This is a genomic window from Massilia norwichensis (assembly GCF_024753245.1).
Lineage (GTDB): Bacteria > Pseudomonadota > Gammaproteobacteria > Burkholderiales > Burkholderiaceae_D > Telluria > Telluria norwichensis.
In genome coordinates this window covers 19,469-39,934 of the sequence record NZ_JANUGX010000016.1, presented here as the reverse complement: position 1 = coordinate 39,934, position 20,466 = coordinate 19,469, and the positions used below count along the sequence as shown (strand labels likewise).

Below are 20,466 nucleotides of genomic sequence, written 5' to 3'. Positions count from 1 at the left end.
AGCAACGCTCTTGCACATGGAGTAACATCCGTGTCGATGAATCCGCCAGCCAATCCCAGTCACGGGGCCGTCGCCGTCGTGATCCCCAGCTACAAGGTCACGCGCCATATCCTCGGCGTGATCGCCGGCATCGGTCCGGAGGTCGCGCGCATCTACGTCGTCGACGACAAATGTCCCGACGGCTCGGGTGCCTTCGTGCGCGACAACTGCCGCGACCCGCGCGTGGTCGTCATCGAGCACGCGCAGAACCAGGGCGTGGGCGGAGCCGTCATGACCGGCTACCGCGCCGCCATCCGCGACGGCGCCGCCGTCATCGTGAAAGTCGACGGCGACGGCCAGATGGACGGCAGCCTGATCCCGCATTTCATTGCGCCCATCCTGGCGGGCGAGGCCGACTACACCAAGGGCAACCGCTTCTTCAACCTGGAACGGATCGGCTCGATGCCGCCGATGCGCCTGTTCGGCAATGCGGTGCTGTCCCTGCTCACCAAGCTGTCGTCCGGCTACTGGGACCTGTTCGACCCGACCAACGGCTACACCGCGATCCACGCCGATGCCGCCCGTTTCCTGCCCTTCGACAAGATCAGCCGCCGCTACTTTTTCGAAACCGACATGCTGTTCCGCCTGAACACGCTGGGCGCGGTGGTGGCGGACGTGCCGATGGACGCGGTGTATGGCGACGAGGTCAGCAACCTCAAGATTTCGCGCATCGTCACCGAGTTCGCCGCCAAGCACGTGCGCAACTTCGTCAAGCGCCTGTTCTACAACTATTACCTGCGCAATATGTCGCTGGCCTCGATCGAGCTGCCGCTGGGCATCGCCATGCTGCTGTTCGGTTCGATCTTCGGCATCACCCACTGGATCGACGCCAGCCGCCACGGCATGGCCACGCCGGCCGGCACCGTGATGGTGGCGGCGCTGCCGGTCATCATGGGCGTGCAACTGATCCTGGCCTTCCTGGCCTACGACATCGCCTCGGTGCCGCGCCGTCCGCTGCACAAGAAGGTCCTGTTCCACAAGCCCCATGCGTAGTCTGACCCGTCATTCGCGCCAGGTCGCCACCTATATCGCCGGCGGCGTGTTGTGCGCCCTGGTCGACATCGGCGTCATGCAGGTGCTACTGCGCGCCGGTGCGCATTTCACCGGCGCCACCACCGCCGGCTTCCTGGCCGGCCTGCTGGTCAATTATGCCTTCCACAGCCGCGTGACCTTCGATGCCGCGGCCAGCGCATCCAGCTTCGCGCGCTACCTGTGCGTGGTCGGCCTGAACTACCTGCTGACCATGGGCTGCGTCTCGATGGCGGTGGCGCTGGCCGGCATGCCGCTGGCGGGCAAGATTCTGTCGCTGCCGCTGATCGCGGCCAATGGCTACCTGCTGAGCAAATTCTGGATTTTCCGCAAGCGCGCACCCAAAACGACAACAACAGAAAAACGATGACCACCACGACCGCTTCCGGCCTGCGCCGGTTCTTCCCCGGGCTTGCCCTCCTGGCCTTGATGGCCGCCGCGTTCTTCTGGCTGACCGCGCGCAGCCATGGCCTGAACCCGACGATCTTCGCCGACGAGTGGTACTACAGCAAGATGTCGCGGCTCCAGGATCTGAGCGAGTCCATCCTCCCCTCCTATCTCTACCTCTGGCTGTTCCGGGCGAGCAATGCCTGCGGTACCGGCTTCCTGGATTGCGTACGCGTTGGCAACACCCTGCTGTTCGTGGCGGCCGCGCCCTTCGTCTACCTGTGCGCACGCACGGTCGCCGGACGCGCCCTCGCCTTCGTGGTCACGGTCTTGGCCACGCTCGCGCCGCTGAACCTGTTCACGGCCTACTTCATGCCGGAAACCACCTATTATTTCGGTTTCTGGGTGCTGAGCTGGATCGTGCTGACCCGCCGCCACTGGCACTGGGCCGTGCATGCGCTGGTGACGGGCGCCGTGCTGGGCCTGATGAGCCAGGTGAAGGTGCATGCGGTGTTCCTGATTCCGGCGCTCTGCCTTTACCTGTGCTATGCGCGCTGGATGGAAGGCGGCGCCTGGCTGCGCAAGGGCCTGGCCTCGATGGTCCTGGCCGCCTGCGCCGTCCTGGGCGTCAAGTTCGGACTCGGCTATCTGCTCGCCGGCAAGGCCGGCCTGAGCATGTTCGGCCCCTTCTACGCCGAAGCGGCCACCGTCGCCGGCACCCGCTCGCGCTGGGCCATGCTGGCGCCCTTCTTCACCAGCTTCCGCGGCCACCTGATGGTGCTGGCGGTCGTGTTCGGCCTGCCGCTGGCGCTGCTGGTGCAAGCCGTGCTGCGCCCCAGCCCACGCCGCGCCGCCGGTCCGGCCGCAGCGCTGCATATCTACGCCCTGCTGATGCTGGGCGCCGCCGCCGGCATGACGGTGGCCTACACGGCATCGCTGGCGGCCCCCGACAACTACGAGGCGGTGCGCCTGCACGTGCGCTACTACAGCTTCCTGTTCCCCTTGTTGTGGATGGTGGTGGCCGCCCATCTCGAGGCCAAGTTCGCGACCAGACTCGAGGCCGCCCCCGATGCCGAACCGGGCCGCGGCATCGGCAAGCTGGTGCGCTGGTTCCTCGCCCTCGCCCTCGCCGCGGTCGTGGCGATAGCCTTCGTCAAGCTGCCGACCTACTGGATCAGCGCGTCGGATGGCCCGGAGGTGCGCGCGGTCGCGCTGGATGGCCGCTGGGGCCGCGCGGTGGCGGGCCTGAGCATCGCCGTGCTGCTGCTGTGGGCGGTGGCCGGCGTGCGCACTGCCGCCCGGCTGTTCCTGTTCGTGGCGGCGCCGCTCTTCGTGCTGAGCGGCATCGTGAGCAACGGCCTGTTCACCTCGCAATTCCATGAAGACCAGGAAGCCGACCTGGCCGGCAAGTTTGCCCGCCGCACCGTGCCCGCCGCCGAACGCGGCCAGATCACGGTGGCCGGCACCGGCGGCGCCCTGATGCGCGCCCAGTTCCACATCGACCACAAGGACACCGTCATCCTCGACTTGCCGGACAATGTGCCGGTCGCGGCTTACCAGATGCCGCGCCACAACAAATGGCTGCTGGTGTTCGGCCGGCATCCGCTGCCGCCGGGCGTCAAGCCGCTGGCCGCCACCAAGGACTACGCCCTGGTTCGCCTCGACAACGACTTCCGCACGCTGGGCCGCATGCACCTGGCCAACGCCTTCGGCAGCGGACTGATCGCCAGTGCCGAAGGCCTGTCGCATGCCGAGACCATCGGCCGCTGGTCGGACAGCAAGCGGGTCGTGCTGCACCTGAACACGGTGCTGCCGCGCCGGGTGAACGTGGTCATCCGCGGCTGGGCCTTCGGCGACAATGCCGAGAAGCCCTTCACCATGCGCATCGGCGACAGCAGCGGCGAGTTCCGCCTGGGCGGCAGGCTGGAAGAAGTCGGCCTCGCCCTCGATACCGACGGCAAGCAGCGCGACATCGTGATCGACGTGCCGCACCCGGTCTCGCCCCAGGCCTACGGCCCTTCGCAAGATTCGCGCGAGCTGGGCATCCTGCTGCAGGAAATCGAAGTCTCGACGCCGGAGCACTGAGGCCGCGCTCTCCGTGCGTCCGCGAACAGTGGGCGCGCCGCACTGCGCTCTAGAATCGTCTCCGATACGTCGGCGATGAGGATGCGTAATGGCGACCGGGAGCAACAAGGAAGAAGGGCTGGAAAAACCGCTCGTCGAGCAGGGTGGTGGGCAGAGCATTGGCGTTCCGGCCGAAGGCGAAGTCGAAGGCAATGCCGAAACCCCGCTGGGCAATCCCGGCGTCAAGCACTGGCAAGCCACTTACATCAGCCGCGATGGTCTGCAAGACCGCGGCAACATCTTCTTTGCCGCCGTCGAGATGACGCGCATGCCGATGATCGTGACCGACCCGCGCCAGCCCGACGATCCGATCGTGTTCGCCAACGGCGCCTTCTTCGACCTCACCGGTTACACCGACGAGGAAGTCATGGGCCGCAACTGCCGCTTCCTGCAGGGCCAGCAAACCGACCGCCGCACCGTGGAAGAAGTGCGCAAGGCGCTCAGCGAGGAACGCGCGGTCGCGGTCGACATCCTGAACTACAAAAAGGACGGCACGCCATTCTGGAACGCGCTGTTCATCGGCCCCATCTTCGACGAACACGGCAAACTGCTGTACTTCTTCGCTTCGCAGATGGACATCACCGAGCGCCGCACCACGCAGGAATCTTCGCTGCAGGCGCAGAAGATGGAAGCGATCGGCCAGCTCACGGCCGGCATGGCGCACGACTTCAACAACCTGTTACAAGTCATCAACGGCAACCTCGAAGTCGCCCTGATCAGCCTCGACAAGCCCGACCTGGCGCGCCAGCAACTGGAACGGGCCCAACGCGCGGCGATGCGCGCCGGCAAGCTCACCCAGCAGTTGCTGACCTTCGCACGCAAGCAGCGCCTCGAACCCAAGGCCATCAACATCAACAACCTGGTGTTCGACTTTTCCGAGATGCTGGTGCGGACCCTGGACAGCAAGGTCGAGCTGCGGCTGGACCTGCGTCCGGGCCTGCCGGTGTGCATGCTCGATCCCACCCACCTCGAGATGGCCCTGCTGAACGTGCTGATCAATGCGCGCGACGCCATGCCCAAGGGCGGCGAGGTGACGGTGGCCACCGCCATCGTGCGCGGCGAGGACCGCCTGAAGCGGCACGGCCTGCCGCATGGCACCTATGTGTCCCTGTGCGTGATCGACAAGGGCACCGGCATGACGCCGGAGGTGCTGCGCCGCGCCACCGAGCCCTTCTTTACCACCAAGGGTCCCGGCACCGGGCTCGGCCTGGCCATGGTGCACGGCTTCGTGCAGCAGTCGCATGGCCGCCTGGAAATCGAGAGCAAGCCTGGCGAAGGCACCAAGGTCACCATGATCTTCCCGATCGCCGACAACGCCATCGGCCATGGCGATGCCGACGTGGATGGCGAGCGGGAGACGTCCGGGACCGAAGCCGGCGCCGATGCGGACAAGACCTGCGTGCTGGTGGTCGAGGACAACGACGACGTGCGCGAGCTGGCGGAACAGGTGCTGGAGATGGAGGGTTATGCGGTGCACTCGGCGGCCAGCGGCGAGCAGGCCATGGAACTGCTGCGCCGGGACACCCGCGTCGACCTGCTGTTCACGGACGTGATCATGCCGGGCGGAATGAATGGCCTGGACCTGGTGAAACAGGCGCGCGAGCTGCGGCCGGCGCTGCCGGTGCTGGTCACGACCGGCTACATGGACGAGCTGCCGCAGGGCGGCCGCAGCGGCGGCTTGACGATCCTGGCCAAGCCCTACCGGCAGGACGATTTGCTGGAGCGGGTGAACAAGGCGCTGGCGCCGAACGGCTAGCCCGCATACCGTCGTCGCCGCGCAGGCGGGGCATCGCGCCGGGCAGTGTCCGGCGCGACAGCCTGGTTTTACTGCTTGGGCAAGCCGCCCAGCAGGGCCGCCAGCTTCTGCTTCGGCTTGGCCTGCGCGACCGGCACGGCTTCGGCCGGGTCCTTGCGCGACGCGGCGGCCGGCTCGTAAGGCTTGAGGAACCACGGATCGACCTTTTCGCGGCGCGGTGCGCCCGGGCCGCGCGGACCACGTTCGCTGCGCTCGCCACGGTCGCCGCGCTCGAAGCTGCGCGAACTGTCGCTCTGGCGGCGGCCGCTGCTGCCGCGGTCGCCGGTGCGCTCGCCGCTGCCGCTGCGTCCCGGCGCGAAGCCGCTCAGCTCACCGCGCGTGATGGTCTGCTTGATCAGTTTCTCGATGTCGACCAGCAGGCGCTCGTCCTTGTCCGAATAGACCGACAGCGCATCGCCGGTGGCGCCGGCGCGGCCGGTGCGGCCGATACGGTGCACATAGTCTTCGGCGTTGTACGGCAGGTCGTAGTTGATCACGCATGGCAGGTCGGTGATGTCGAGGCCGCGCGCGGCGACGTCGGTCGCGACCAGCACGTCGATATCGCCCTTCTTGAAGGCGTCGAGTGCGGCGATGCGTTCCTGCTGGGTCTTGTCGCCATGGATGGCGGAAGCCTTGATGCCGGCCTGCTCCAGGTAGCGCGCCAGGCGCGAGGCGCCGATCTTGGTGTTCGAGAACACCAGCACCTGTTTCAGGTCGCGCGAGCGGATCAGGTGTTCGACGACGTCGCGCTTCTGCTCTTCCGCCACCTTGTACAGCACCTGGGTGATCGAGGTATTGGTGGCATTGCTGCGCGCCACTTCGATGGTCAGCGGATCGGTCAGGAAGCTGGCGGCCAGCTTCTTGATCTCCGGCGAGAAGGTGGCCGAGAACATCAGGTTCTGGCGCTTCTTCGGCAGCAGGTTGATGATGCGCTGCAGGTCGGGCAGGAAGCCCATGTCGAGCATGCGGTCGGCTTCGTCCATGACCAGCATCTGCACCTGGGCCAGGCTGATGTTCTTCTGTTCGACGTGGTCGAGCAGGCGGCCCGGGGTCGCGATCACGATCTCGACGCCCTTGCGCAGGATTTCGGTTTGCGGCTTCATGTCCATGCCGCCGAACACGACGGTGGAGCGCAGCGGGGTGTGCTGGGCGTAGGCCTTGACGTTCTCTGCGACCTGGATCGCCAGTTCGCGGGTCGGCGTCAGGACCAGCGCGCGCACGGCGTGACGGGCCGGCGACATGCTGGTATTCGCATGCGGCAGCAGGTTCTGGATGATCGGCAGCGAGAAACTCGCGGTCTTGCCGGTGCCGGTCTGGGCTGCGCCCATGACGTCGCGGCCGGCCAGCACCACGGGAATGGCCTGGGCCTGGATCGGAGTCGGGTGGACGTAGCCCTGGTCCGACAGCGCGCGCTGGATTTCAGGCGCCAGACCGAAATCGGCAAAGCGCACGGTCGGTGCGCCGCCAGCATCATTGGTGGTCGATTCAGACATTTCTTCTTTCGGGCGTAATAAGAGTTGCGCTCTACGGCCAAAGCGGCCCTGGCATGGCCAACGCGGGAAACTCCGGAGGTACGGGACGCGCCTGCGCGGCATGCGCTGCGTGGCGGCTTGGGCGGACGTAGAGATACTAAACCGCGCTCAATTTACCTTAAATCGACCCCTCTGTATATGAAATCCTGTACTTTGCCCGCGCATTTACCGCGTTTTTCCGCAGGTTTCCCTTTACATTCCTTTACTTGCCTTTACGCTTTCCGCCCTCCTCGCCCTTGGGTTTGCGTCCGATAATTGATGGAGTGCATTAATCAAAGGGACCACATCATGGTGGCAAGCATCAGCAGCAGCGGCAGCAATGTATCGAAGTGGGCCGACTCGGTCTTTTCGAAGCTCGATACCAGGAACCAGGGTTATATCGAGAAGACCGACCTGCAGGACGCCTTGTCCAAGGTCGGCGGCAATGGCAAGGGAAGCGGCGGCGCTGTCGACGTGGACGACACCTTCAGCGCACTCGACGGCGACAGCGACGGCAAGGTGACCAAGAGCGAACTCACCGAGGCCATGACCAAGCTGTCCGATCAGCTCAACGCCCAGTTCGACGCTTCGCGCGTCGGCCGCGGCGGTCCGCCGCCGGACGGTCCGCCGCCTGATGGCGGGGATAGGGCCGGCACCGAGGGCGCAATAACTGCCGACGGCGCGGCCGGCGCCGGCGGTCCTCGCGGCGCTGGCGGTCCGCATGGCGGTGGCGGCCGGGTCGGCGGCAGCGAAGACGAAGACACGTCGACGGATGGCACCAGCAGCACCAGCACCGATTACGTCGCCGCCGCCGATACCGACGGCGACGGCACCGTCAGCGATGCCGAGCAGGCCGCCTACGACAAGAAAGTGGCGAGCGAAAAAGCCGGTCCCCAGAACGACCCGATGCGCGAACTGGCCCATGCTCTGCACCTGCTGAAGGCGTATGCCGAAAACAGCGGCAGCAGCGACGCCACGGCGGCCTCGAGCGGCAATGCCGGCGACAGCAGCAGCGTCAGCATCAGCGTGGCAGCGTAATCAGGAAGTAATCAGCCCATGCTCATCGAGCACGTCGTGCAGCAGCTCAAGCCGGATCATCGGGTTATCCAGCATCAGCATGTGCTGCTTCTGCTGGTTCGGCAAGGGCAGCAGTTCGCACCAGCGGTTGGCGACCCAACCGCAATCATCCAGACGGAACGGCGGCTGCACCGGCCAGCGGCTCTGCGGCACGTCGTGCAGCGAGGCCAGCACGCGGTCGAGGGCATCGGCGGCCCCTTTCAGGTCGGACGGGATGCGCACCGCGTGGTCGTCTTCCAGCAGTTCGGCATCGGCCATCCACAAGCCATTGCTGCGCCGCTCGCTCGAGAGCACCTGGAAGCGCGCGCCGCCGCGGCACACCACCTGCAGCAGGCCCGGCGTCGATGCCGTGGTGTCCTGCACCGAAGCCAGGGTGCCCGAAGCCACGAAGCGCTCCAGTCCCTCGGGCGTGCGCACTTCCTGACCATGCGTCAGCAGCACCACACCGAAGGGGCTGTCCTCGGTCAGGCAATGGCTGATCATGTCGAGGTAGCGCACCTCGAAGATCTGCAGCGGCAGCACGCCATCCGGGAACAGGACCGTGCTGAGCGGGAACAGCGGTAAAGAGATCGTGGCCATGCGCGCATCATGACAGATTCGCTTTGCGGGATGGAGCACGATTGCATGGCGATCTCAGTCGTCCGGCGCCTGCACCGGCAGCGTGCGGATCGCCTCCAGCAGCGCCGCCAGACGCCAGCGCAGCCGGCTCCAGCCGGGGTCGGGCTGGGGCTGCACCCGCACCATCACCGTCGATGCCGGCGCGAGGTCGCAGGCGAAGGGAAAGTCGCCGGCCTGCTCGAAAGGCAGGCGCACCGTGTGCGCGGGCAGCACCAGCAGCTGGCCGAACACGTGCGGCTTGCGGTCGTGGTTACGCAGCAGCAGCACGTCGCGCACGCCCAGCGTCAGGCGCACGTCGGCCGGCACCGGCGGCGCGCCACGGGCAAATTCGAACAGGCGTTCGCGGGTCGGATAATGCAGTGGCGCCAGGGCCGCCCACAACAGCGCGGCGCCGAGGATGGCGGCCAACGACCATTGCAAACGGCGCAGCAGATGGTTGGCGGGAACGGGATCGGGGAGGTGCTTCGGCATGGTGGCACGGACAATACCATGACGGGACCGGCTACTGCTGTGCGCCTTGTATGGACATGCCCGGGTATCATTTGCCACCATGCCGCTTTCCGACCGCCCTGCCGACTCCGCCGCCGCCGCGTCTTCGCGCAGCCCTGCCGCCCTCCCGCTGCTCCTGGCCGCGCTGGTTTTCCTGGCGTCGCTGATCGTGACCTGGGTGGTGGCGAACAAGGTCGAACGCAGCGCCGAGAACGAACTCGAAGCCAGCTTCAACTACCGCGCCCGCGATCTGACGGCCAGCGTGGTGCGCCGCATGGCGGTCTACGAACAGGTGCTGCAGGGCACGCGTGGCTTCCTGCGCGGCTCGGTCGATATCAGCCAGGGCGACTTCGCCGATTACTATGCCCTGCTGCGCCTGAACCAGAGCTTCCCCGGCATCCAGGCCCTGGGCATCGCCGCCATCGTTCCGCCGGCGCAACTCGGTGCCCACGTCAGCGCGATGCGCGCCGCCGGCTTTGCCGGCTACGAAGTCAAGCCGCCCGGCCCACGCGCGTTCTACACCTCGATCACCCACATCCAGCCCTTCGGCGGCAGCAACCTGCGCGCCTTCGGCTACGACATGTTCAGCGAACCGGTGCGACGCAGTGCGATGGAAGCGGCGCGCGACACCGGCAACGCCGTCGCCACCGGCCGCGTCACGCTGGTGCAGGAAGGCACGCGCAGTGCGCAGCCCGGCTTCCTGGTGTACGTGCCGGTCTACCGCAAGGGTCTGCCGCGCGTGACGGTGGAAGAGCGCCGCGCCGCCATCGTCGGTTGGGTCTACGCACCCTTCCGCATGAACAACCTGATGCGCGGCGTGGGCGGCGAACATGCGACCGATCTCGACGTCGAGATCTACGATGGCCACGAGCTGGCCGAGGATGCCCTGCTGTTCCGCTCGCCCGGCGCGCGTGCGCCCGGCAGTCGCGCCATGTTCACGCACACCGACGTGATCGATACCGCGGGCCGCACCTGGACCCTGTCGATCCGCTCCTCGAAGCAGCTCGAAGCCACGCTCGACAAGCGCCCCTCGCTGGCCATCGCCGCGACCGGCATCGGCCTGGGCCTGCTGCTCAGCCTGGTGGTATGGCTGTTGGCGTCCGAACGGCGCCGCGCCCTGCAGCTGGCCGGCGACATGACGCTCGAGCTGCGCGAATCGCGCGACCGCATCGATGCCGAGCGCCAGCGCATCCGCCTGATCCTGCAGAACGCCTACGACGCCTTCCTCGCGATCGGCCCGGACGGCCGTGTCACCGACTGGAACGCGCAGGCGGCCAAGCTGTTCGGCTGGAGCGAGGAGGAAGCGCTGGGGCGCGAAGCCGTCGAACTGTTCACCGCGCCCGAATGGCGCGAGCGCTGGCGCGGCCATTTCGCGGCCTTCACCTCACGCGGCGAATGCGCGCTGCTGGCCGGGCCGAGCGAGATCGCGCTGGCGGACCGCCACGGACGCACGCTGCCGGTCGAGATCGCGGTCACCGCCCTGCCGTCGAACGGCGGCTACGGCGCCGTCGCCTTCGTGCGCGACATCCGGCCGCGCAAGGCCCAGGAAGAGCGCGAACGCCAGCGCCAGCAGCGCCTGGTCGAGGCGCGCACCGCACTGGAGCGCTCGCAGAAGCTGGAGGCGGTCGGCAAGCTGACGGGCGGGGTCGCGCACGACTTCAACAACATCTTGCACATCATCAGCGCCAACGTGCAGCTCATGATGCGCAACGAAGAAAGCAGCCGCAAGCGCCTGCTCAACATCATGGATGCGGTGGAACGGGGAAAGAAGCTGACTGCGCAGTTGCTGGCCTTCGCGCGCCGCCAGCCGCTGCACCCGAGCGTGGTCAATCCGGCGCAGCTGATCGATCGCATGGATAGCCTGCTGCACCGCGCGGCCGGCGACGCCATCGAGATCCGCTTCGAACTGCCGGCCACGCCGTGGAATACGCTGGTCGATCCGAACCAGCTGGAGAATGTGCTGCTGAACCTGGTGATCAATGCGCGCGACGCCATGAACAACCAGGGTCACATCACGATCGCCATCGAGAACGTCACGATCGCCCCCGACAGCGAGCTGGGCGAGACCGGCGTCAAGCCGAACGACTATGTAAAGATCGCGGTGACGGATACCGGCAGCGGCATGCCGCCGGAAGTGATGGAGCGCGCCTTCGAGCCCTTCTTCACCACCAAGCCGGAGGGCAAGGGCACCGGTCTCGGCCTGTCGATGGCGCATGGCTTCGTGAAGCAGAGCGGCGGCCATATCCGCCTGGCCAGCCGGCCGGATGAAGGCACCACGGTCAGCATCTACCTGCCGCGTGCGCAGCAGGAAACTCCGGATCCGCTCTATATCCCGACCCCGCACTGAGCGGGGCCGACATCATTCAGTCGCGAATCAATCGCGGATCAGGCGGCCCTGCTGGACACGCACGCGGTCGCCGTTGCCGAAGCGCGGATTGCCCTGCTCGGTAAAGACACGGTAGCCGCCGTTCGCCATGCGCACGCGCACATCGGTGTAGGTGGTCTTGTGCATGTTGCGCTCGACACGGTTACCGGCGTAGGCGCCGCCGACAGCGCCGGCGATGGTGGCCAGCGTGCGGCCATTGCCGCTGCCGACCTGGTTGCCCAGCAGACCGCCGACCACGGCGCCGCCGCCGGCACCCAGGCCGCTGGCGCGCTCGGCTGCGCGTTCATACGTACGGGTCGAGACCACGGTGCCGCAATTCTGGCAACGTGCGTGCGACGCTTTCTGATGGTGGTCCTGTGCGGCCTGGGCAGTCAGCGGTGCGGCGCCGGCAGCGGCGAAGGCGGCAACGAAAGCAAGACGGGCGCCGATGGCAGAGATTTTGTTCATGGTATTTCCCCTTGGTGATTTTGTTAGAAGCATGGACATAGGGTAATGGCAGCGATCTGTTCAGGAAAGAGTGATTCCGTATCAGATGCAAGCGGTTGTAAATGAAGGCTTGAGCAGTGCGCCTGTGCGGCATGGAACGGACGGGTTCACGAGGGAAAGCTACCCTGCCTGTTCCTGTATCGCCGGCATAAGGAAGCTATCCATGGAAAAGCGCCCATTCGAGATTGGTACGGCATTCGCGCGCATCGAGGAGGCGGTACGGCCCTGGCCCAAGGCGGCGCTGTTCCAGCTGGCCGAGGAAGGCTATACCTCCGTCTTCGAGCAACTGCTGGCCTGCATGATCTCGATCCGCACCTACGACGAGGTGACGCTGCCGGTCTCGCGCAAGCTGTTCGCCCGTGCACGCACGCCGGCCCAGGTGGCGCAGCTGTCCTGGGAAGAGCTGGATGCACTCATCAGTCCCAGTACATTTCACGAACGCAAAGCCAACCAGATGCTGGCCATTGCGCGCGAGGTGGAAGCGTCGTTTGGCGGCATCCTGCCGGGCGACCGCGACCTGCTGCTGTCCTTCGGCGGCGTCGGTCCGAAGTGCGCGAACCTGGTGCTGGGCGTCGCCTGCGGCACCCCGGTCATCAGCGTCGACATCCACGTGCACCGGGTGACCGGACGCTGGGGTTATGTCTCAGCCTCCACGCCCGAGAAGACCCTGGCGGCGCTGGAGGCGAAGCTGCCTCAGGAGTACTGGATAGACATCAACCGCCTGTTGGTGCCCTTCGGGAAACACATCTGCACCGGCAACCGGCCGCGCTGTTCGACCTGTCCGGTGCTGGACATGTGCCAGCAGGTAGGCGTGCTTGAGCATCGCTAGCGATGCTGAGCGGTTCGATATGCATGGCGGGTTTTACCCGATCTGGATTGCGCCGGGCTAAAGCTGCACCGCCTTGATGGCGCACCTTGGTCATGGGCTGGCCGTCCTGTGCAAGCCCTTGTTTTCCAAGGAGATTCTCATGCAAAGGCGTCATTTCGTTTCCCTGTCGCTGCTGCCGCTCGCGCTGGCTGCGATCCAGGCCGTCTCGGCCGCCCCGGCCGCATCCTATCCGGAGTATCGGGTCACGATCGTCGGCCCCGCCAACAGTCGGGTCAGCGACATGAACAATGCCGGTGTCGTGGTCGGCACCTACCCGATCGGCACCGACGGCACCCGGACCGGCAGCTTCGTCACCCGAGGCAACCGCTTCGTGGACCTGGGCACCTTGGGAGGCCGCTTAAGCCAGGTCATCGCCATCAACGACAAGGGACAGGTACTGGGCAACCGGGTCACCACGGGCGGCCAGCAGCGCGGCTTCATCTACTACCACGGCAAGACCCGCGACCTCAGCGACCCACCCGGCCTGCCGCTCACCTACGTCGACATCAACAATGCCGGCTATACGCTCGCCCTGGGCTTCGTCGGCACCGATCCCGGGCCAAGCAGCCTGCGCAGCTTCCTGCGCGACCCGAGCGGACACCTCAGGAACATCGGCACCCTGCCGGGCGAGGATGCCGTCACCCAGGCCGAAGCCCTGAACAACCGCAACCAGATCGTCGGCGAATCCGGCCCCTTCCTCGCGCCAGACCCGCCGCTGCGCGCCTTCCTCTGGACCAGGGGCGTCATGCGCGACCTGGGCGACTTCGGCTTCACACCCAACTACGCGCTGGGGATCAACGACCGCGGCCAGGTGACCGGCTATGCCTCGGTACCGACCGGCTTTCACAACCAGGTCGCCTTCATCTACAGCAACGGCCGCCTGATCGACATCGACCGCCGCCCACCGACCGCGGACCGCTTCAGCCTGGGCGAATCGATCAACAACCTCGGCCACGTGGTCGGCTCCAGCAACCATCTGAGCGGCTTCGTCTACCGCGGCCGCAAGATGGAAAGCCTGAATGCGCTGATCGATCCGCGCCTTGGCTGGAATATCCAGTTTCCACGGACGATCAACGACAAGGGGCAGATCGCGGCCGATGCGGTGCGGGGCGGGATCGGGTATGCGGTGCGGCTGGATCCGATTCGGCCTTATCTGGAGGCGGCGCCGGTGCTGGAGTCGGATGCGGAACTGGGGCCGATGGCGCAGTCGGGGTTGACGGCGGCGCAGGAGGCGGCCGAGGCGAAGGCTGAGGTGGAGGCGCAGGCGAAGGAGGTGGTGAGGCCGTTGGGGCAGTGATGGTCAAGGCGGCTACGCTCAACGACGCGGCCGCCTGTCCGCGATGAATCTCGGGCTGCGCATACGACGAATGCGAACTACGATCTCTGCAGTTATTTGACGGAGAACAAGTCTATAAAAGATATGCCTGCACAGTAGCTTTCGCCTTGTATCTTTATCTCCGATCAATTCCGTAGGAAGTAGAAATGCCCGAAATTATTCGTCAGGGAGATAAAACCAGTCACGGCGGCACTGTTCTTGAAGGGTCGCCTGCTGACATCTGCATGGGAAAACCCATCGCCTATATTGGTCACAAAGTTCAATGTCCAAAATGTAAAGGCACCTTCCCTATCGTTGAAGGGGCTTTAACGACGACGTTTTATGGCAAAGGGGTAGCTTTGGCAGGCATGAAAACGGCTTGTGGTGCCGTGCTCATCGCCAGTCAGTTCACTGACATTGTCGAGTACGGCGCGGGAGTAACCAGCGGAAGCAGTCGAGACACGGCACCCCAGGCAAATGCTGTCGACTCCTTTACATCGCCTGGCGCCGACAGCGCCCGGACGCAAAAAGAAGGCACCAAGACCAGTTTTGACGACAGGTTTGTCCTTCTCGACGATGTTACCAACGAACCGCTCGTCCATACCGAATATGCCATCAGGCGTGCATCCGGTGCGATAGAACACGGCATCACTGATGCGCAAGGCCACACCCATCTTCTCTCTGCCACTGCAATTGCCGAAGTTATCGATATTTATATCTGATCGAGAAATCATGTCCAGCGATACCGTGACCTCACCATCCGGCAAGACCTTGGTAAAGCGCGCAAGCATGAAAACGACGCCTAGGGAAAGTAGCGAAGCCAAAATCATCCGTGTTGCTCAGGAACGCAAGACTCGCCTGAATGAGAACCTAGCTTTACTCGCCGACCCGAATGTAAGCGCCTTCCTAAAGGCGATCGCTGAAGCAGAAGGCGGTGGCTACGATTTCAAATACGGAGCGGTGAAAGGGAAGAGAAACGATCCTTGGCGCTTTACGGATTTTTCGACACATCCTGGTCCCGGATTCGGTGGGCGAACTACAGCGTCTGGCATGTATCAGATTACAGTCGATACATGGCGCGACCATGGCCGCAAAATGGGCCTATCGGATTTCTCTCCAAAGACTCAGGATCTGCTTGCGGTCGAGATGCTTCGCTCGATCGGCGTGATCGATAAGATCAAGGAAGGTAATATAGCAGAGGCCATGGGGCCGGCTGCAAAGAAATGGGCGGCCTTGCCAAAGGGCCCCGGTCTCGGCAATCAGTACCCTCCTCAACCTTTTGTCAAATACGAAGCATTTTTTGCGATTTACCAAGCCAATGGAGGAAAAGGGAAATGAGGCAGCGTTTCGTACAGAAGTTGATAGTCGCGGGCCTAGCGTTTTCCCTGATGACCCCAACGTTTTCGAAAAACGCAAACGACAGCAATAGCGTTCGAACGGCCTCGACAACTGAAAATGTGGGATTGAAAGTTGGAGAGCCCTTCACGAAAGCGCGAGCGCGGATTGTGAAGCTGGGATGGAAACCAGTTCGCGTGCATCGTAATGACGGATACGAGTTTTCTGGAACGGAGAAGATACTTGCAGAGCGTGGTTTTGTTGAAGTTGATTCATGCTCCATGGATGCCGGCGTACTCTGCATTTTTCATTATCGCAAGGCCTCAGAGTGTCTTCGAGTGGATACCAAAGGGGAACAGATCAGATATATGAGCGTGACAGAATGGACAAATGCGTGCCCTGAGCAACAATGAAAGGTCATTAATGCTGTGTCAGCACGAACAAAAAAGGACTTAGGCTTGCACCTAAGTCCTTTGTCTTTTTGGTAGGCCTCCCCAGAGTCGAACTGGGCACCAACGGATTATGAGTCCGCTGCTCTAACCAAGCATGAGCTAGAGGCCCGAAAGCGGTACATCCAAGGGCGCTAAAAACTCGCCACTGTCGCACGCAAGGTAGCAACCATGCATGCAAAGTGGCGAGAGCATATTGCCTTTAGCTAGGGTCCGTCAAGACCAAACGATCAGCTGCTACCCTCGAGGAAACTCTTCAGCTTGTCCGAGCGCGACGGGTGACGCAGCTTACGCAGCGCCTTCGCCTCGATCTGGCGAATCCGCTCACGCGTGACGTCGAACTGCTTGCCGACCTCTTCCAGCGTGTGGTCGGTCGACATCTCGATGCCGAAGCGCATGCGCAACACCTTCGCCTCGCGCGGAGTCAGCGAATCCAGCACGTCCTTCACCACGCCGCGCATCGAGGCATGCAGCGCTGCGTCCGAAGGCGCCAGCGTGTTGTTGTCCTCGATGAAGTCGCCCAGATGCGAATCGTCGTCGTCACCGATCGGCGTTTCCATCGAAATCGGCTCTTTCGCGATCTTCATGATCTTCCGGATTTTGTCTTCCGGCATTTCCATCTTGATCGCGAGGGTCGCCGGATCGGGCTCGGCGCCGGTCTCCTGCAGGATCTGGCGCGAGATCCGGTTCATCTTGTTGATCGTTTCGATCATGTGCACCGGAATACGGATCGTGCGCGCCTGGTCCGCGATCGAACGGGTGATGGCCTGACGGATCCACCACGTCGCGTAGGTCGAGAACTTGTAACCGCGGCGGTATTCGAACTTGTCCACCGCCTTCATCAGGCCGATGTTGCCTTCCTGGATCAGGTCGAGGAATTGCAGGCCGCGGTTGGTGTACTTCTTCGCGATCGAGATGACCAGACGCAGGTTCGCCTCCGTCATTTCGCGCTTGGCCTTGCGCGCCTTCATCTCACCGGCCGCCATCTGGCGGTTGATGTTGCGCAGATCCGGCAGCGGCAGGACGACACGGGCCTGAAGGTCGATCAGGCGTTGCTGCAGCTCCTTGATCGTCGGGATGTTGCGTCCGAGGATGGCGCTGTAGGCGTGGCCGGCGTTGACTTCACCGTCGACCCAGTCCAGGTTCGTCTCGTTGCCCGGGAAGACCTTGATGAAGTGGGCGCGCGGCATGCCGCAGCGGTTCACGGCCACGTCCAGGATCTGCTTCTCGATATGGCGCACTTCGTCGACCTGGCCGCGCAGGGTGTCGCACAGCTTCTCGACCACCTTGGCGGTGAAGCGGATGCCCAGCAGTTCGTTGGAGATCGCTTCCTGGGCCTTGACGTAGTCCTTCGAGTTATAGCCCTGCTTCTCGTAGGCCTTGCGCATCTTGTCGAACTGCTGGTCGATGAAGGCGAATTTCTCGAGGGCGGAGGCCTTCAGCTGCTCGAGCTGCTCGGCGGAATAGCCTGCCGCGCCGGAGCTGGCGCTGGCTTCTTCTTCCTCTTCCTCTTCCTCGGCTTCTTCTTCCTCGTCCTCGTCGTCGTCATCGGTCGAAGTCGGCGCAACCGCGGTCGGCGAGGTGTTCTCGTCTTCGTCGGGGTCGACCATGCCGTCGACGATCTCGTCGATCTTGATCTCGTCGTTCTCGATGCGGCGCGAGGCGTCGATGATCTCGGCGATCGTCACCGGGCAGGCAGAGATCGCCTGGATCATGTCGCGCAGGCCGTCCTCGATGCGTTTGGCGATTTCGATCTCGCCTTCGCGGGTCAGCAGCTCGACCGAGCCCATTTCGCGCATGTACATGCGGACCGGGTCGGTCGTGCGGCCGAAGTCGGAATCGACGGTCGAGAGGGCGGCTTCGGCGGCAGCTTCGGCTTCGTCGTCGCTGGTCACGGTGGCGACGTTGTCGGACAGCAGCAGCGTTTCGGCGTCAGGGGCATGCTCGTAGACGGCGATGCCCATGTCGTTGAAGGTGCCGATGATGCCTTCGATCGCTTCCGGATCGACGATGTTGTCCGGCAGGTGGTCGTTGATCTCGGAATAGGTCAGGAAGCCGCGCTCCTTGCCCGACTTGATCAGGGCCTTGAGCTTGTTGCGGCGGACCTCGATCTCTTCCTCGCTCGCCTCGGTATCCGACGAGAACGCGTCTTTCAGCAGCGCTTTTTCCTTGGCCTTGCGGTCCTTGGCCTTGGCCTTGTCCGCGGCTTTCAGTTCGGCGCGCTCGACCGCGTTCAACGCGGCGACTTCGTCGTTCTCGGGCGTGAATTCCTTGGGCTTGCGGCCACGCCGCCCCGGGACCTTGACGGCCGGCAGCACGTAGCCCGACGTATCGATCGCGGCAAGTGCTTCCGCATCGGTCGTCTGGCTTACAGGCGCAACACCCGCGACGCGGGCTTCCGCCTTGTCTTGTGAATTGTCCGCCTTGGCGGACATCCTGGTGGATTTGGTAGCCACTTTGGTTTCGGGTTTCTTGGTTGGCACAGGCGCTTTCGAAGTCACGACGACTTACTTTACTAGGTTAAAGATAAAGTTTTGTTACCTTGCTTGCACTGCCCTGCTAACTGAAACTCCATGCATGCCTGACGACGAAAAGACGTTTCAAAGCTTGCAATAGTTAGCGTTTTATTATAGCACGCACCCCTGTATTTTCCAGTCGAGAACACCCTTGTCGCCGAGCATGTGCATCAGGCGAATTTCGCTGGGGTGTCGTTTGCGGCTTCCCGCATCAAGAGGTCCTGCTGTGCTGTGATTTCGCGATAGCGGGCACTCACCTGATCTGGGGTCAGCCCGGAAGAAAACAACTGGTTCAACTCCTGTTTCAATGCATCCATCTTGATTTGCCGCACAGCACTGGTAATCCAAATGCGGTCGGCGTCGATATCCGATTCGGGTTCGGACGCGATTTCCGCGACCAGGTGATCGAACTCGGTGCTGGCTTCCTTCAATTGCTGGGACAAGGCGGCGAAGCTGGCGTTCGCCCCCAAGGCCTGGGCCTGGGCCACCAGCCAGCGCAGGCGGTCCGCCGGCTCGGCGCCGAAGTGGTCGAAGGCGCGCAGCGCGGCTTCGTCGAGGTCCAGCGCGATCGAGGGATGGGCCACCAGCATGCGCATGATCTGCAGCTCCAGCCCGACCGGCTCCGGCCGGCCCTGGCGCGGTGGCGCCTTGCGCGCGACCGATACCGGCTTGGACAGCTCGAACAGGGCTTCGATCTCGGCCGGCGTCGACTGCGTCATGCTGGCCAGGCCGCGCACGATCTGCAGACGCAGCGCGGTCGGCGCCATCGCCTGCAGCAGCGGCTTGGCTTCGAACTGGGCGTGCGCCCTGCCCTCCGGCGTGTCGAGGTCGTGCTCCTGCGTGACTTCGCGCAGCAGGAACGACGACAGCGGCATCGCTTCGTCGATTTCGCGGGCGAAAGCGTCGGCGCCGAATTCGCGCACGTAGCTGTCCGGATCATGCTCTTGCGGCAGGAACAGGAACTTGATGGTCTTGTCGTCCGACATCTGCGGCAAACAGGCTTCCAGCGCGCGGCGGGCGGCGCGGCGGCCGGCCTTGTCGCCGTCGAAGCTGAAGATCACGTGGTCGGTCTGGCGCAGCAGCTTTTGCACGTGGGTGCTGGTGCAGGCCGTGCCGAGCGTCGCCACCGCCTGCGGAAAGCCGAGCTGGGCCAGCGCAACCACGTCCATGTAGCCTTCGGTCACCAGCACGTAGCCGGCATCGCGGATCGGCTGGCGCGCCTCGAACAGGCCGTACAGCTCTTGCCCCTTGTTGAACAGCGGGGTTTCCGGCGAGTTCAGGTATTTCGGTTCGCCGCCATCCATCACGCGGCCGCCAAAGCCGATCACCTGGCCCTTGGTGTTCCGGATCGGGAACATGACGCGTTCGCGGAAGCGGTCGTAGCGTTTCTTGTTGCCGCCGTCCTCGTCGACCTTGTCGATGACCAGGCCGGACTCGACCAGCGCGAGCGCATCGTAATCCTTGAAGACGGAACGCAGGTTGTCCCAGCCGGCCGGCGCATAGCCCATGCCGAAGCGGGCGGCCACCTCGCCCGTCAGGCCGCGGCCCTTCAGGTAGGCGATCGCGTTCGGCGCGGTGCGCAATTGCGCGCGATAAAAATCGCAGGCCTGCTGCAGCGCATCGGTCAGCGCCAGCGACTGCGCCTGCTGGGCGGCGCGCTGGGCCGGCGGAATCTTGTCGTCGTCGTTCGGCACGACCATGCCGACGCCCTGGGCCAGGTCCTTGACCGCATCGACGAAGCCCATGCCCGAGTACTCGATCAGGAAGCCGATGGCGGTGCCGTGCGCACCGCAGCCGAAGCAGTGGTAGAACTGCTTGGTCGGGCTCACCGTGAAGCTGGGCGACTTTTCATTGTGAAAAGGGCACAGGCCCATGTAGTTGGCGCCGCCCTTTTTCAGCTGGACGTAGCGGCCAACCACATCGACGATATCAATGCGGTTGAGCAGATCGGTAATGAAAGATTGCGGAATCACTAGATGAATACCAGTATTTGTCTAAACTCAGACTATACCGCAGCGCCCGCTAGCAATTGATTTGTAGCA

At 64.1% G+C, this 20,466-nt stretch carries 17 protein-coding genes and 1 tRNA gene; 11 read left to right on the top strand and 7 right to left on the bottom strand.

What is annotated here, in order from left to right:
- Positions 1-36: 36 nt before the first annotated feature.
- The 4 genes from NX782_RS14340 to NX782_RS14325 all read left to right on the top strand — a co-directional run bounded on the left by NX782_RS14340 (position 37) and on the right by NX782_RS14325 (position 5,335).
- Positions 37-1,032 carry a glycosyltransferase family 2 protein gene (locus tag NX782_RS14340; protein ID WP_258846204.1) on the top strand — a complete coding sequence of 332 codons (996 nt, stop codon included), beginning with the start codon at positions 37-39 and terminating at the stop codon, positions 1,030-1,032.
- Entirely contained in the window at positions 1,025-1,438 is a 414-nt protein-coding gene (locus NX782_RS14335; RefSeq protein ID WP_258846149.1) for a GtrA family protein, read from the top strand. The genes NX782_RS14340 and NX782_RS14335 overlap by 8 nt, the downstream gene beginning before the upstream one ends.
- Entirely contained in the window at positions 1,435-3,540 is a 2,106-nt protein-coding gene (locus NX782_RS14330; protein ID WP_258846148.1) for a DUF7024 domain-containing protein, read from the top strand. Before NX782_RS14335 ends, NX782_RS14330 begins: the two co-directional genes overlap by 4 nt.
- Positions 3,541-3,628: 88 nt before the next feature.
- Complete coding sequence (locus NX782_RS14325) at positions 3,629-5,335, top strand: histidine kinase famiy protein (protein ID WP_258846147.1); 1,707 nt, start codon at positions 3,629-3,631, stop codon at positions 5,333-5,335.
- A 68-nt stretch (positions 5,336-5,403) separates the two neighbouring features.
- Here NX782_RS14325 and NX782_RS14320 read toward each other — a convergent pair whose 3' ends face one another.
- Positions 5,404-6,867: a DEAD/DEAH box helicase gene (locus tag NX782_RS14320; protein ID WP_258846146.1), complete on the bottom strand. Its 1,464-nt coding sequence runs from the start codon at positions 6,865-6,867 to the stop codon at positions 5,404-5,406.
- A gap of 327 nt (positions 6,868-7,194) precedes the next feature.
- Between NX782_RS14320 and NX782_RS14315 the strand changes: the two genes are divergently transcribed.
- Entirely contained in the window at positions 7,195-7,923 is a 729-nt protein-coding gene (locus NX782_RS14315) for an EF-hand domain-containing protein (protein ID WP_258846145.1), read from the top strand.
- Here NX782_RS14315 and NX782_RS14310 read toward each other — a convergent pair whose 3' ends face one another.
- Together NX782_RS14310 and NX782_RS14305 are read right to left on the bottom strand one after the other, a co-directional pair.
- Positions 7,924-8,541 carry an LON peptidase substrate-binding domain-containing protein gene (locus NX782_RS14310; protein WP_258846144.1) on the bottom strand — a complete coding sequence of 206 codons (618 nt, stop codon included), beginning with the start codon at positions 8,539-8,541 and terminating at the stop codon, positions 7,924-7,926.
- A 54-nt stretch (positions 8,542-8,595) separates the two neighbouring features.
- Positions 8,596-9,051, bottom strand: coding sequence for a hypothetical protein (locus NX782_RS14305; protein ID WP_258846143.1), 456 nt, complete (start codon positions 9,049-9,051; stop codon positions 8,596-8,598).
- 79 nt (positions 9,052-9,130) lie between these two features.
- Between NX782_RS14305 and NX782_RS14300 the strand changes: the two genes are divergently transcribed.
- Positions 9,131-11,416, top strand: coding sequence for a CHASE domain-containing protein (locus NX782_RS14300; RefSeq protein ID WP_258846142.1), 2,286 nt, complete (start codon positions 9,131-9,133; stop codon positions 11,414-11,416).
- A gap of 27 nt (positions 11,417-11,443) precedes the next feature.
- On the opposite strand, the gene NX782_RS14295 is transcribed toward NX782_RS14300, so the two are convergent.
- A complete protein-coding gene (locus NX782_RS14295; protein ID WP_258846141.1) occupies positions 11,444-11,902 on the bottom strand; it encodes a glycine zipper 2TM domain-containing protein in 459 nt (152 codons plus the stop codon).
- A 202-nt stretch (positions 11,903-12,104) separates the two neighbouring features.
- On the opposite strand from NX782_RS14295, the gene NX782_RS14290 reads away from it, so the two are divergent.
- The 5 genes from NX782_RS14290 (at position 12,105) to NX782_RS14270 (ending at position 15,872) form a co-directional block, all read left to right on the top strand.
- Positions 12,105-12,770, top strand: a complete 666-nt coding sequence (locus NX782_RS14290) for an endonuclease III domain-containing protein (protein ID WP_258846140.1) — start codon at positions 12,105-12,107, stop codon at positions 12,768-12,770.
- Positions 12,771-12,909: 139 nt separating this feature from the next.
- Positions 12,910-14,106, top strand: coding sequence for an HAF repeat-containing protein (locus NX782_RS14285; RefSeq protein ID WP_258846139.1), 1,197 nt, complete (start codon positions 12,910-12,912; stop codon positions 14,104-14,106).
- A 185-nt stretch (positions 14,107-14,291) separates the two neighbouring features.
- A complete protein-coding gene (locus NX782_RS14280) occupies positions 14,292-14,846 on the top strand; it encodes a PAAR domain-containing protein (RefSeq protein WP_258846138.1) in 555 nt (184 codons plus the stop codon).
- A 10-nt stretch (positions 14,847-14,856) separates the two neighbouring features.
- Entirely contained in the window at positions 14,857-15,462 is a 606-nt protein-coding gene (locus tag NX782_RS14275; protein WP_258846137.1) for a lysozyme family protein, read from the top strand.
- On the top strand, positions 15,459-15,872 hold the full coding sequence (locus NX782_RS14270) for a hypothetical protein (protein ID WP_258846136.1): 414 nt from the start codon (positions 15,459-15,461) through the stop codon (positions 15,870-15,872). The genes NX782_RS14275 and NX782_RS14270 overlap by 4 nt, the downstream gene beginning before the upstream one ends.
- A gap of 69 nt (positions 15,873-15,941) precedes the next feature.
- On the opposite strand, the gene NX782_RS14265 is transcribed toward NX782_RS14270, so the two are convergent.
- From NX782_RS14265 to dnaG, 3 genes are all read right to left on the bottom strand, one after another.
- Positions 15,942-16,020: transfer RNA gene (locus tag NX782_RS14265), tRNA-Ile, on the bottom strand.
- 118 nt (positions 16,021-16,138) lie between these two features.
- Positions 16,139-18,343 (bottom strand): RNA polymerase sigma factor RpoD, encoded by a 2,205-nt coding sequence (gene rpoD / locus NX782_RS14260; protein ID WP_258846203.1) that lies wholly within the window; start codon positions 18,341-18,343, stop codon positions 16,139-16,141.
- A gap of 251 nt (positions 18,344-18,594) precedes the next feature.
- The gene (dnaG, locus tag NX782_RS14255) at positions 18,595-20,397 is read right to left on the bottom strand and encodes a DNA primase (RefSeq protein ID WP_258846135.1); all 1,803 of its coding nucleotides are present in this window, start codon (positions 20,395-20,397) and stop codon (positions 18,595-18,597) included.
- Positions 20,398-20,466: the final 69 nt, after the last annotated feature.